We start from the raw sequence: 13,858 nt of genomic DNA, 5'->3' as shown, positions 1-13,858 counted from the left end.
TAATATCCTAAATTTGCAATTCTAAAAAACGTACAATACTACATGATAAACATTCATGAAAAAACCTTAAACGACCTTGAGTTCTTTACGGTTTTAAATCAAATTAGCGCACATACACTTACAGCTTTGGGTAAAGAAGCGGTTTTGGCCATCCTTCCTTTTGAGAATAAAGACGTGTTGATGACCGAACTTGTTTACGTTAATGAATATTTATCGTCCTTTGAAAATGACAACAGAATACCAAACCACGGATTCGACACCATTGCCAAAGAATTAAAATTACTTAAGATAGAAAACACGTATCTCGAAGTGGCTGGCTTGCAGAAAATAGTCAGCATGTCGTTGACCGTTAATTCGATTTTAAAGTTTTTAGAAAAATTTAAAGAGTATTATCCCAAACTTCAACAATTTGGTCAACATATTCAGGTAAATACGACTATTATTGAGCAAGTAGATGCTGTTGTAGACCGTTTTGGTGATATAAAAGACGATGCTTCACCTCTACTTTCCAACTTACGAAAATCTATTAATCTGCTCAAAGGTAAAATTAATAGTAGTTTTTCTTCAGCATTACACACCTATCACAATCTTGATTATTTAGATGACATAAGAGAATCTGTTGTAGATAATAAACGTGTGCTTGCTGTAAAAGCTATGTATCGCAGAAAAGTGAAAGGGGCAATAATGGGAGGTAGTAAAACCGGAAGTATTGTTTACATTGAACCCGAAACCACATTACAACACACCAGAGAGCTCAACAATTTAGAATATGAAGAGAAGGAGGAGGTTATTAAAATCCTTAAAGAACTAACGGATTTTATTCGCGTGTTTTTACCACTTCTTAGAGATTACCAAGAATTTCTGATCAGTCTTGATATGATTTCGGCAAAAGCAAAATATGCACAGAGTATGAATGCGATTCTTCCAGAATTTTCTGAAGAACGTAGTATGAATTTGCGAGATGCCTACCACCCTCTACTCTATTTAAACAATAAAGAAAAAGGGGAGAAAACGTTTCCACAATCTATTGGTTTAGAAAAAGACAGTCGAATTATTGTCATTTCGGGCCCAAATGCAGGTGGAAAAAGTATCACTTTAAAAACAGTTGGCTTGCTTCAAGTTATGCTACAAAGTGGCATGTTAATTCCTGTGCACGAGCGTAGTCATGTATGTTTGTTTGATCGCATTCTTAGTGATATAGGAGATAATCAATCTATAGAAAATCATCTGAGTACGTATAGTTATCGCCTAAAACAGATGAATTATTTTCTGAAGAAGTGTAATAATAAAACGCTTTTCTTAATTGACGAATTTGGAACAGGAAGTGATCCAGAATTAGGTGGAGCTTTAGCTGAAACATTTTTAGAAGTCTTTTATGAACGTGAAGCATTCGGAATTATAACGACACATTATTCCAATTTAAAATTGTTAGCCAACGAGTTACCACACATTAAAAATGCCAATATGCTTTTTAATGAGAAAACCTTAGAGCCAATGTATAAGTTGGTTGTAGGGCAAGCCGGAAGCTCATTTACGTTTGAGGTGGCACAGAAAAATGGTATTCCTTATAGTTTAATCAACAAATCGAAAAAGAAAATTGAACGCGGTAAAGTTCGTTTTGATGCGACCATTGCAAAGCTTCAAAAAGAACGAAGCAAATTAGAACGGACCGAACGCTCATTAAAAGAAAACGAAAAAAAGAAGATTTCTGAAGCTGATAAATTAGAAGAAGTCAATGCAAAAGTTCAGAAAAAATTAGAAAGCTTTCAAGAATTGTATGATTCTAACCAACGCTTAATTTACTTAGGGCAGAAAGTTAATGACATTTCCGAAAAGTACTTTGAAGATCAGAAAAAACGGGAGTTAATGGCTGAATTGTTTAGGCTAGTTCAGATTGAAAACTCTAAACGAAAAAAAGTATCTGCGAAACAAAAACGTGCGGAAAAGCATAAAGAAACTCAAGTAAAACAAGAGGCAGAAAAGAAAGTTGAAGTTATCCGTAAGAAGAAAAAAGAAGCTAAAAAGAAAGCTAAACCTGTAGAAAAACCTAAGGCTATTTTAAGAATTGGTGACAGAGTACGCATGCAAGATGGTAGAGCTGTTGGTAGTATTGATACCATTGAAAAAAACAAAGCCATCGTAAATTATGGCATGTTTACTACTAATGTTAGTTTAGATCAATTGGAACTCGTTGAGGCCGTAAAAAAATGATAGACATTCCTAATAACAAACAATTAATTCTCTTTGATGGAGTATGCAATCTGTGCAACTCTAGTGTTTTGTATGTTATTAAACGGGATAAAAAAGATAAATTCGTATTTGCACCATTGCAAAGTGACGTCGGAGAAGAAATCATTAAAAAATTCAATATAAATACAGTCAACACCGATTCTATTTTACTCTATAATCCTAAAAAGGATCGTTTAACTTATAAATCTACAGCAGCATTATTGGTGGCTAAAGACTTAGGTTTTCCAACATGTATATTGTCTATATTCTTAATTGTACCTACCTTTATTAGAAATTGGATTTACAATTATATCGCTAAGAATCGTTATAAATGGTATGGAAAAAAAGAATCTTGTATGATTCCAACTCTGGAGTTAAAATCTAAATTTATAGCATAAAAAAAGCCTTTTCACAACCAATGAAAAGGCTTTTTTAAATTAACAACTTACTTAAAACTAATGTAAACAAAAACTTATCTCAACTCGATATTGAGGGTAATAATAGGTTGATTAATAGCACATTATTTTGTTACTGCAAATGTATGTACAATCTCTAGTTTACACATAAAAAACTCGATATAAGACTATATATAATTGATTTTGGTCTTAAAAGTGTCAATTATATCCACCAATGACATTTTAGTAATACTTCTCTTACTAATTGATAAGACGCGTTTACTTCCTATACCATATGGGTTACTCATTTTGGATTATAACATGGCTAGTAGTGTCATAATTTTGGATAAACATTAATACTCTAACATTATGACAACCCAACCAAAACCCTTAAAAACACTTCTTATTTTTCTATTTCTACTCGGAACACAATTAACCAATGCCTTTCAGCAACCTAGTAAAATTAAAATGGTTACTGTCTATTTAGATGGAGCCGAAATTAACCGTGAATCTTCAATAAAAATCAACTCTGGAAAATCCGAAATTACATTTAACGGTTTGTCTCCACATATTGAAGAAAGCAGTATTCAGATTTCAGGATTAAAGGACGCTTCCATCCTATCCATTAATTATGGCATTAACTATTTATCTAAGCAAAAGCAAAGTGATTCTATTTCTGCATTACAAAATGAATTAAAAACATTAGATGCTAAAATTCAGAATCAGTACGATTTAATTGCTGGTTATAATGAAGAATTAAGTCTTATTCAGAGCAATAAAAAATTAGGAAATGAAACTGAAGTTGTAAGTTTAGAAAAACTAAAAACCTTTGCGACCTATTACAGAACTCGAATTACAGAGTTAAAAATTGCTACAAACAAATCTCACAAAGCAATAGAAGTACATACCGATCTGCAGGCAGACATAAACAAGCAACTTGCAGAACTCAATGTCGATGAAAAAGTACAAACAGGCGAGATTAAATTAAAGCTAAATAGCGACATCGCTACGTCCTTAGACTTGAAACTTAAATACAATATTAAAAACGCCGGTTGGTTTCCTGTTTACGATTTAAAAGCCGAAAAGATCAATAGTCCTATAACTTTGGAATACAAGGCACATGTGTTTCAAAATTCTGGTTGTGATTGGACAGATGTTAATTTGGTCCTCTCAACAAGTGATCCAAACACCAATAACGAAAAACCAATAGTAAATCCCAAGTATTTAAATTTCATCAGTGCATACAGTTATTACCAATCGCAACGCGCCACCAGAAGTTATAATTACAAGTATAATCCATTAGTTAAAAATGTATCTGGAGTCGTAACATCATCTTCTGATGGTCTACCATTACCTGGAGTTAGTGTTATTGAAAAAGGAACAACTCATGGGGTTCACACCGATTTTGATGGTCGGTATGCTTTAAAAACAACATCCGGAAATGCACTTCGTTATTCTTATGTCGGTATGAAAACGGAAGAATTACCTATTCATTCTAGTATTATGAATGTAACTTTAGATGATGATATTAATACTTTAGATGAAGTTGTTGTGGTTGGTTATGGCACTAGTTCAAATAGGTCATTTTCCAAAGCTGTAACAACTATTAAATCTGAAGAAATTGTAAGTAATCTTTATGGAAAAGCGTCAGGTATAACAATTAGAGGAGCTAGTACTCTTAAAAGTAAAAACAACCTATTGTACATTGTTGATGGTGTTCTTGTTGATTCTAATGCAGCAAGTAAAATAGACCCAAACAGTGTTTCTTCTATTGAGGTTTTAAAAGACTCAAATGCTACTGCTATTTATGGTAATCGCGGTTCTAACGGAGTCATTGTGATTCATACTCAGAACAGCTCGCAGAGAAAAGTAAACGATTTAGGAATTACTGTAGAATCAGGTATCACCAATACAAGATTCGAGATTAATAAAAAACACAATATTCCTTCCGATGGAGATATTTCGGTCATTGAAATCGATCAATTTAGTGTACCTGCGACTTACAATTATTTTGCCGCACCTGTTTTAAATGAAAACGTATTCTTAACGGCTAAAATCGGAAATTGGGAACAGTACAATTTATTACCTGCAGAAGCTAATGTTTATTTTGAAGGTAGTTATTCAGGTAAAACCAATATTAATCCGAGTGCAACCACAGATAGTTTAACAATTTCACTTGGAGTAGACCCAAATATTATTGTAAAACGCAAACAGCGAAATGATTTTAAGAAAACCACATTTATTGGTAATAACAGAGTGATTCAAAAAGCTTTTGAAATTGAAATTAAAAACAATAAAACCTCTGATATTCAATTAACACTGTTAGATCGCATTCCTAAAAGTCAAGATAAAACCATAAAAATCGATGACATAGAAATAGGAAACTCTAACTACGATGAAGACAAAGGAATTTTAAAATGGACACTAAATTTAAAATCTAGTGCCACAGAAAATGTTAAAATTTCCTACACGGTAAAATTTCCGAAAGGTAAACGCGTTAACTTATAACTTAACATAGCCTCAAAACAAAATAGTTTCAATTAAACCCTAACTTCTGTTAGTTAGGAACGAGTTTAATTCTTGTAGAAAGCTTGTCTAACTTTCTATAAGTGTCACTAATTTTGATAGAATTACTATTTTCGTTTTGAGGCTTTTTTTACAGCTTAAATAGGCGCTCTAAAAAACGATACATATTCTGTTCTGTAATATCAAAATCGTCATCAATTAGAAATAAGACTTTTATGTCTTCGAGTAGAATATCGATATCGTCTTTAGTATAATTATGCTGCTCTAAACTCGTCGTAATTTTCTTGATACCTTGGTAATCGTTATCACGATTAAACTCATCATGTATATCTTGAAATGTTTGCTTATCTACTTTAGAAAGAATCATGTTTCTTTCCTCGGTTTTTTCTTTAAAATCAGAATTTGCAGCAAAAAGTAGAATGTAGGCTACGAGTTCATCTCGCGTCCAGTCGATTGTGTTCATTGAATTAAGGTGTTAGGCTTCCATATTCTGTCCATGAACCATCATAGACAATTAAATTATTATAATTACATAGTGTTGCTCCTAAAGCTAAAATACAAGCTGTAATACCAGAGCCACAACTAAATACTATTTGCGTTTCATGTTCTACTAAATCATCAAAGATTGTTTGAAGTACGTCTTTTGACTTCATTTTATAACCATTAAATAGTACGGTATATGGTAAATTTTTCGAATTCGGAATACTGCCACGTCGCAACCCTTCTTTGGGTTCGTCTACCTTACACAGAAAACGATCTTCAGAACGCGCATCAACAACTAAAGTGTCCTTCTCATTGCGGAATTCATTAACGCCATTAAAGTCGGTCATTAAACGGGCATGGAATTCTGCTACAAAATCACCCAAATCATACACTGTATCTGTATAATTTTCAATAGGAAAACCATCTTGTTGCCATTGTGGTAAGCCGCCATCTAAAACTGCGACGTTTTTAAAACCAAAAACTTTAAATAACCACCATACTCTTGCACTTGAATAAATGCCTTTATCATCATAAACCACAATTACAGAATCATTATTGATTCCTAATAATTGCGCTTCTGTTTGAAATTGTTCTTTTGAAGGTAAGGTACTTGGGAAAGGGGCTGATACATCACTAAATTTTTGTTTAATATCAAAAAACCTAGCGTTGGGTATTCGTATTGAATCAGGACTAATCACCTTGTTAATTGTGGCATCTAGCACTATTAAATTAATGGCATCACTGCTTTTATGAAGCCATTCAACCGAAACTAAATCTGAATTTAATTTTTTTATTTCCAACTGATTATACATTTAATCTATGGAATTGAACACGACATGCTAAATTGCATTTCATTATTTCTTTGTTAATTTGAATTGTATAAAGTTAAAATAATTTATCATATTTCAATATACTGAAACTTAAGAATCTAAATCAAAAGTCTCCGTTGGATTTTTTTCACCCTGATAATCTAACATGTTTTCACCATCTGCAATAATTGAACATACCGTTGCATCACCTGTAACATTAACCACAGTTCTAAACATATCTAATATCCTATCTACCGGAAAAATAATAGCAATCCACGCAGGGTTTAATCCTACAGAACTCAATACTATAATCAACATTACTAAACCAGCACTTGGTACAGCTGCCGAACCAATAGATGCCAAAGTTGCAGTTAATACTACAGTTATTTGTTGCCCTATTGTTAAATCTATCATATGCATTTGCGCTAAAAATATAACCGCTACAGCTTGATACATACTTGTACCATCCATATTAACGGTTGCTCCGATAGGAAGTACAAAACTGCTTATTTTTTTATCTACACCTAAGTTTTCTTCAACACACTCCATCGTTACAGGAAGTGTAGCCGCACTACTCGATGTTGAAAATGCTAAAGTCTGAGCGGGACTCATCGATTTAAAAAAGCCTTTATATGGTATTTGCTTTACAAAAATCTTTAAAATGAAAGGATAAATTACAAATATCATTAGAAGCAAGCCGGCTAAAACGGTCATTGAGTACCAGCTCAAGCCTTTAAAAATCTCCACAACTTTACCAATATCATCACCTGCCATTTTACTCACCACTCCCGCTAACAATGCAAACACAAAAAACGGAGCACCTTGCATAACAATATCAACCATTTTTAAAAAAACTTCATTAACTCCATTTACTAAATTTAGTACGGGTTGTGACTTATCAGTTGGTACAAACAATAAACAAACACCAAAGAAAATAGCAAAGAATATAATTTGAAGCATCAGCCCATTATTAGATAGCGAATGGAAAAAATTACTAGGAACAATATCTACTAGTGGCTGTAAAGGGGTGGTTTCTTTTCGGCTTTTAACCGTTTCCATTTTATCAGTAACGGCAGCTTCTTTTAATTCGCTCTTAGATAATTCTGAAATCTCCTGTGCACGTTCAAAAAATTCTGGATCTTGAAGATAGTTGATACCATCTTTAATGACATGACCTTCACTTGCTGCCCAAATTTCATAACTGATACGGTTATCAATTCTACTTTGTTCATCAATAAGCTCTCCTGGTTTAATGACATTGACTAATACTAAACCTAATGAAATTGCCATTATTGTTGTGAGTAAGTAAATCCCTAAGGTCTTACCGCCCATTCTACCTAAACTCTTTGGGTCACCAATATTAGCAACACCGCTTATAATAGAAAATAATACTAAAGGAACAGCAATTAGCTTTAATAAATTGATAAATATAGTCCCGAAAGGATCTATCCAATCTATAGTAAATTGACTCCAGCCCATTGTGCTTGATAGTAAAGCCCAAATGATACCCAGAACCATTCCTATTATAATTTTCCAATGTAGTGCTAGTTTTTTCATCTTTACTTCCTGCGAAAGCAGGAATCTTTTTAATTAAACTTAATTATATTTCGAACTCATTCCAGATCGCAAAGGTTTTCAAAATCTTCTTACCAATCTCGAGACTCCTGTCTTCTCAGGAGTACATTATCTGCAATAACCAAGGCCGCCATAGCCTCAACAATAGGTACAGCTCTTGGCACCACACAAGGATCGTGTCTGCCTTTACCTTGCATTTCTACAATTTCACCAGAACTATTTAAAGCATCTTGTTTTTGAATCACTGTGGCAACAGGTTTAAAAGCTACCCTAAAATAAATATCCATGCCGTTAGAAATTCCACCTTGTATACCTCCAGATAAATTGGTTTTTGTAGTGCCGTTTACATTAAACAAATCGTTGTGTTCGCTACCTTTCATTTTGGCTCCACAAAATCCACTACCATATTCAAAACCTTTTACAGCATTAATAGATAACATGGCTTTTCCTAATTCTGCATGCAATTTATCAAAAACAGGTTCACCTAAGCCAACGGGCACATTTTGAATAACACAAGTTATGGTCCCGCCAATGGTATCTCCTTGTTTTTTGATCTCTTCAATTTTAGAAATCATTTTTTCTGCTGTGGCTTCATCAGGACAACGAATGACATTCGATTCAATTTTACTAAAATCTAAATCTTGATAAGGCTTATCTATAAAAATTTCACCTACCGAAGAGGTAAATGCGTTTATTTTAATGTTGCTAAGCATTTGTTTCGCTATCGCTCCTGCAACAACTCGCGATGCTGTTTCACGTGCAGAACTGCGTCCTCCTCCTCTATAATCTCTTACGCCATATTTTTTATCATAGGTGTAATCTGCATGGCTCGGACGATATACATCTTTTATATGCGAGTAATCTTTAGATTTCTGATTGGTGTTATGAATTACAAACCCAATTGGTGTTCCTGTAGTTACACCTTCAAAAATACCCGAATGAAATTCAACCGTGTCTGGTTCTTTACGTTGTGTAACTATTTTAGATTGCCCTGGTTTTCTACGATTTAACTCTTCTTGAATCGCTTCAAAATCGAGCTTTATACCTGATGGACAGCCATCTATAATGCCGCCAATTGCTTTACCGTGAGATTCACCGTAAGTTGTAAGTTTAAATAATTTTCCGAAGGAATTTCCTGCCATTGCAATTTATTTTACGCTAATGTAATTGTAAAATTATGAAAACGAAAATGCCATACAGTATTTTGCTTCTAATCACTTGTATAATTACTCTAAATATCTAATAATATTAAGGTAATATAATGATAACACTTTACTAATAGTTAGTTAATTATAGCATAACCTGAATCTTTAAAATATTAAAGTTCTTTGTAATACAGATTTAAAATATTGTGAAAATAAGACGAAAAATAGAAATAGCGGTCATTTCGGATGTGCATCTTGGCACTTATGGTTGCCATGCTAAGCAGTTATTGACTTATTTGAATAGCATTGAACCCAAAAAATTAATTCTTAATGGAGACATTGTCGATATTTGGCAATTCAAAAAACGCTACTTTCCGAAGTCGCACCTTAGTGTTATAAAAAAAATAATGGATTTTGCTGCCAACGGTACAGAAGTCATTTATATCACTGGTAATCATGACGAAATGTTGCGAAAATTTGCAAATACTGAAATTGGAAATGTTTCTATTGTCAATAAATTAGTTTTAGAATTAGATGGTAAACGTGCTTGGTTTTTCCATGGTGATGTTTTTGATATTTCTATTCAAAATGCTAAATGGTTAGCTAAACTTGGTGGTTGGGGTTATGATTTTCTTATTCTCATCAATCAATTGACCAATTGGTTTTCGGATAAGATGGGTAAAGAACGTTATTCGTTATCTAAGCGTATAAAAAATAGCGTTAAAGGAGCTGTAAAATACATTAATGATTTTGAAGAAGTCGCTACCGATTTAGCGATAGAAAATGGTTATGATTACGTGATTTGCGGTCACATTCATCAACCGAAAATGCTGATTAAAAAAAATAAACATGGCAAAACAACCTATTTGAATTCTGGGGATTGGGTTGAGAACTTCACAGCATTAGAGTATCAATTTAAACGTTGGAAAATCTACAATTACAACGAAGATAAACTATCTGCGTTTTGTGCAGACGAAGATATTAAGGACATGGAACTTAAAGATTTAATTGCGGCGATAACCATTGTAGAACAACCCAAATCTAAGAAAAAGAAAAAAAGCAAAGATAAAAACTAGAGCAATGCTTCTTTCAATATACTAATAGGATGCCTAGCTACGCGCCCTGTCCCGTCTTTAATCTGATGTCTACAACTTGTTCCGTTTGCTGAAATAATAGTTCCTTTGGATGCCTTTCTAACCGAAGGAAATAAGGTTTGCTCCCCAATTGTCATACTGATCTCATAATGTTCTTTTTCGTAACCAAAGCTACCAGCCATTCCACAACAACCACTCGGAATAATGGTGACACTGTAATTCTCTGGTAAATTTAAAACATCAAAACTCGATTTCTGATTCGATAATGCCTTTTGATGACAATGCCCATGAAACTTTATGATTTTCACTTCTTTTGTAAATTGTTCTGAAGTGATATGTCCTAGTTGAACTTCTTGTTGAATAAATTCTTCTATTAAAAACGTGTGTTGAGCAATAGATTTTGCGCTGTCTTTGTCATCTGCTAATCGGATATATTCATCTTTAAAAGTCAATATTGCAGACGGTTCAATACCTATTAAAGGAGTGGTTTCTGATATTATATTTTTGAATTTTGATACGTTTTCATTGGCTACTTTTTTTGCATCTTCAAGTATCCCTTTTGATAGCATTGAGCGTCCTGATTCTGAATGCGAAATGATAGTCACTTTATAATTTAAACGACTCAACAACTCAATGGCATCGACACCTATTTCGGTATCTAAATGATTTGTAAATTCGTCATTAAATAAAATCACTTCTTTAATATAATTATTTGTAACTATTTTATTTTTAAGGTTTTGAAATTCATTATATAAACTTTTACTTGACACCAAAGGTAAACTGCGTTCTTTTGCAATACCGCCAACAGATTTTATAACTGAACTTGTAAATCCATTAGAAAACATAAAATTGGTTAGCTTCGGAACACGACTTGCGAAACCATTTATTTTATTATTATAAGCGAATAGTTTGGTTCTAAAAGGCACACCATTTACCTTCTGATATTGGTACTGAAATTCGGCTTTTAAACTCGCTACATCGACACTACTCGGACATTCACTTGCGCATGCTTTACAGCTGAGACATAAATCGAAAACCTCTTTCAATTCTTTATGATCAAATCGATTTGCCTTTTCAGAATTGGTTAAAAACTCTCGAAGTGTATTTGCGCGTCCTCTCGTGGTATCTTTTTCGTTTCTAGTGGCTCTATAACTCGGACACATGGTGCCACCAAATTCGGGTAATTTTCTACAATCCCCAGAACCATTGCATTTTTCAGCTTCACGTAAAATACCTTCAGACGCAGAAAAGTCAAGTAAGGTTTCAATTTGAGGTTCTTCTCTGTCAACTTCATATCTAAAACTTTTATCCATAGGATAAGCATCAACAATCTTTCCGGGATTAAAAATATTTTGAGGATCAAAAGCCGACTTAATCCGTTTTAAAATTTGATAATTCGTGTCGCCAATCATCATAGGAATAAATTCTGCACGCACAATACCATCACCATGTTCACCAGACATTGAGCCGTTGTATTTCTTTACTAGTTCTGCAACATCAGTGGTGATTTTCCTGAATAAAACCACATCTTCAGATTGCTTTAAATCTAATATTGGACGCAAATGCAACTCCCCTGCTCCAGCATGTGCATAATAGACCGCATTTTGTTTATACGATGTCATTAATGCAGTGAACTCTGAAATATAAGCATCTAAATCTTCCAAAGCTACAGCGGTATCTTCAATACAAGCTACTGCTTTTTTATCGCCAATTATATTTCCTAATAAACCTAAACCTGCTTTTCGCAATTCCACTGCTTTATCAATAGCTTCAGCTCTTAAAATCGGAGCTGCATATGATAAATTGAGTGTATTTACAGCAGTAATGAATCTATCAATAGCGAGTTCTAATTGCTCTGGAGTTTCTGCTTTTAACTCACACATTAAAATAGCAGCAGGACTCCCTTCTATAAACTGTCTATTATCTTGTTGCGTTTTATTATGTTTTGTGAGGTTTAAAATGGTATCATCCATCATTTCACAGGTATGCAGATTGTGCTGCATCACGGTTTCAACGGATTTTAAACATTTGGCAACACTTTCAAAATGCAAAGCGATAATCGCACTTTCACTGGGTGGTAGTTTATCTAACTGTAAGGTAATTTCTGTTGTAAATGCTAAGGTGCCTTCGCTTCCTGCTAAAAGCTGACACATATTAAAATTGGCACTTCGACTACGTTCAGCAACCAAGTTTTCACTTCGGTTAGCATCAATATCCAAAGTGGAAAAAACATTAGATTTAATTAATTCATCAATCGCATAACCTGTGTTTCTTCTATGTATTTCAGGTTTTGGAAAATGATCTTGAATTTGTTTCTGAATCGACTCAGGTTTTAATTCCTTATAAATAGTGTTATAAATAGAGCCTTCAAGCGAATTTAGTTTTAATTTTTGTTGAAATTCTTCTGAGGTTAAACTTGAAAACCCAGCCTCATTGCCATCGCTTAAAATGGTTTTCATCTTTAAAACCTTATCACGAGTTACTCCATATTGAATAGATGTGGTTCCAGATGAGTTGTTTCCAACCATACCACCTATCATGCAACGGTTAGACGTAGACGTGTTTGGTCCAAAAAATAAACCAAAAGGTTTTAAATAATTATTCAGTTCATCACGTACCACTCCTGGTTGAACAGTTACCGTTTTATCAGATTCATTTATATCTAAAATTCGTGTAAAATATTTAGAAACATCTACCACAATCCCTTCACCTACGCATTGTCCGGCTAAAGATGTTCCCGCTGTTCTTGGAATTAAGGACGTATGGTGTGTTTTTGCAAAATCAATCAATAATTTAATATCATTATTATTCTTTGGCAACGCCACTGCTAAAGGTAATTTTCTATAAACTGATGCGTCCGTAGCATATAGTTTTCGCATTAAGTCATCACTGTGCAAATCACCTTCTAATGTTGTCCTTAAGGCTTTTAATTCCTTAACTATTTCGTTTTGCATAAGGGTTAATAATCTATTGTAATGAGTTATAATTTTATCTTAAAAACGAAGCAAATCATCCAATTAAGTTCTAATTTTGACGTTATAGAAAATTAGCACGTAATTAATTGCTAAAACTAAGAATTTAAAACTCAATATTATTATGAAGAAATTATTTTTATTAGGTGTATTCGCCATAGGATTTGTAAGTTTATCTAACGCACAAGACATTGCAGAAAATGCAATTGGACTACGATTAGGTGATAGCGATGGTTTTGGAACAGAGGTTTCATATCAACGTGCGCTTGGTGGCAACAACAGATTAGAAGTAGATTTGGGTTGGAGAAGTGGAAATAATTATGATGGATTTAAATTAGCAGGTATCTACCAATGGGTTTGGAACATAGAAGGTGGATTTAATTGGTACGCAGGTGCCGGTGGTGGACTTGGTTCTTATAGTTTTGACAACTATAATAATGAAAAAGATTATAACGATACTTTTGCTTTCATCGCAGGTGATGTTGGTATCGAATACAGTTTTGATTTTCCTTTATTATTATCTTTAGACTTTAGACCTGAAATTGGTTTTGGAGATGTCAACGATGATTTAGATTTTGACATTGCATTAGGTGTAAGATACCAATTCTAAAATTTTTAAAATTATATATC

At 33.5% G+C, this 13,858-nt stretch carries 10 protein-coding genes; 5 read left to right on the top strand and 5 right to left on the bottom strand.

The annotated features are described in order from the left end of the window. Positions 1–42: 42 nt before the first annotated feature. From HM984_RS00135 to HM984_RS00125, 3 genes are all read left to right on the top strand, one after another. Positions 43–2,211, top strand: a complete 2,169-nt coding sequence (locus HM984_RS00135) for an endonuclease MutS2 (RefSeq protein WP_179347633.1) — start codon at positions 43–45, stop codon at positions 2,209–2,211. Beyond that, complete coding sequence (locus HM984_RS00130) at positions 2,208–2,627, top strand: thiol-disulfide oxidoreductase DCC family protein (protein ID WP_179347632.1); 420 nt, start codon at positions 2,208–2,210, stop codon at positions 2,625–2,627. Before HM984_RS00135 ends, HM984_RS00130 begins: the two co-directional genes overlap by 4 nt. A gap of 366 nt (positions 2,628–2,993) precedes the next feature. Next, on the top strand, positions 2,994–5,132 hold the full coding sequence (locus tag HM984_RS00125) for a DUF4139 domain-containing protein (RefSeq protein WP_179347631.1): 2,139 nt from the start codon (positions 2,994–2,996) through the stop codon (positions 5,130–5,132). 148 nt (positions 5,133–5,280) lie between these two features. Here the strand turns inward: HM984_RS00125 and HM984_RS00120 are convergent, their stop codons facing one another. From HM984_RS00120 to aroC, 4 genes are all read right to left on the bottom strand, one after another. Beyond that, positions 5,281–5,613, bottom strand: a complete 333-nt coding sequence (locus HM984_RS00120) for a hypothetical protein (protein WP_179347630.1) — start codon at positions 5,611–5,613, stop codon at positions 5,281–5,283. 4 nt (positions 5,614–5,617) lie between these two features. After that, positions 5,618–6,433: a sulfurtransferase gene (locus HM984_RS00115; RefSeq protein WP_257018424.1), complete on the bottom strand. Its 816-nt coding sequence runs from the start codon at positions 6,431–6,433 to the stop codon at positions 5,618–5,620. 120 nt (positions 6,434–6,553) lie between these two features. Further along, positions 6,554–7,999 carry a dicarboxylate/amino acid:cation symporter gene (locus HM984_RS00110; RefSeq protein ID WP_179347628.1) on the bottom strand — a complete coding sequence of 482 codons (1,446 nt, stop codon included), beginning with the start codon at positions 7,997–7,999 and terminating at the stop codon, positions 6,554–6,556. Positions 8,000–8,088: 89 nt separating this feature from the next. Further along, positions 8,089–9,159, bottom strand: coding sequence for a chorismate synthase (gene aroC / locus HM984_RS00105; RefSeq protein WP_179347627.1), 1,071 nt, complete (start codon positions 9,157–9,159; stop codon positions 8,089–8,091). A gap of 209 nt (positions 9,160–9,368) precedes the next feature. Between aroC and HM984_RS00100 the strand changes: the two genes are divergently transcribed. After that, positions 9,369–10,238 carry a UDP-2,3-diacylglucosamine diphosphatase gene (locus HM984_RS00100; RefSeq protein WP_115808947.1) on the top strand — a complete coding sequence of 290 codons (870 nt, stop codon included), beginning with the start codon at positions 9,369–9,371 and terminating at the stop codon, positions 10,236–10,238. On the opposite strand, the gene HM984_RS00095 is transcribed toward HM984_RS00100, so the two are convergent. After that, a complete protein-coding gene (locus HM984_RS00095; protein WP_179347626.1) occupies positions 10,235–13,210 on the bottom strand; it encodes an FAD-binding and (Fe-S)-binding domain-containing protein in 2,976 nt (991 codons plus the stop codon). The two genes, HM984_RS00100 and HM984_RS00095, sit on opposite strands and share 4 nt — an antisense overlap. A 142-nt stretch (positions 13,211–13,352) precedes the next feature. Here HM984_RS00095 and HM984_RS00090 point away from each other — a divergent pair, with 142 nt between their 5' ends. After that, a complete protein-coding gene (locus tag HM984_RS00090) occupies positions 13,353–13,838 on the top strand; it encodes a hypothetical protein (protein WP_115808949.1) in 486 nt (161 codons plus the stop codon). Positions 13,839–13,858 lie beyond the last annotated feature (20 nt).

This window comes from Winogradskyella pacifica, from assembly GCF_013403915.1.
Classification (GTDB): Bacteria; Bacteroidota; Bacteroidia; order Flavobacteriales; family Flavobacteriaceae; genus Winogradskyella; species Winogradskyella pacifica.
The sequence above is the reverse complement of the archived record's forward strand: the minus strand, read 5'-3'. Positions and strand labels throughout refer to the sequence as shown.

Excerpts from the sequence above, each read along its gene's own strand:
- HM984_RS00125 (WP_179347631.1), top strand. The coding sequence starts at position 2,994 with ATGACAACCCAACCAAAACCCTTAAAAACACTTCTTATTTTTCTATTT.
- HM984_RS00110 (WP_179347628.1), bottom strand. The coding sequence starts at position 7,999 with ATGAAAAAACTAGCACTACATTGGAAAATTATAATAGGAATGGTTCTG.
- HM984_RS00090 (WP_115808949.1), top strand. The coding sequence starts at position 13,353 with ATGAAGAAATTATTTTTATTAGGTGTATTCGCCATAGGATTTGTAAGT.
- HM984_RS00130 (WP_179347632.1), top strand. The coding sequence starts at position 2,208 with ATGATAGACATTCCTAATAACAAACAATTAATTCTCTTTGATGGAGTA.
- aroC (WP_179347627.1), bottom strand. The coding sequence starts at position 9,159 with ATGGCAGGAAATTCCTTCGGAAAATTATTTAAACTTACAACTTACGGT.
- HM984_RS00135 (WP_179347633.1), top strand. The coding sequence starts at position 43 with ATGATAAACATTCATGAAAAAACCTTAAACGACCTTGAGTTCTTTACG.
- HM984_RS00120 (WP_179347630.1), bottom strand. The coding sequence starts at position 5,613 with ATGAACACAATCGACTGGACGCGAGATGAACTCGTAGCCTACATTCTA.
- HM984_RS00095 (WP_179347626.1), bottom strand. The coding sequence starts at position 13,210 with ATGCAAAACGAAATAGTTAAGGAATTAAAAGCCTTAAGGACAACATTA.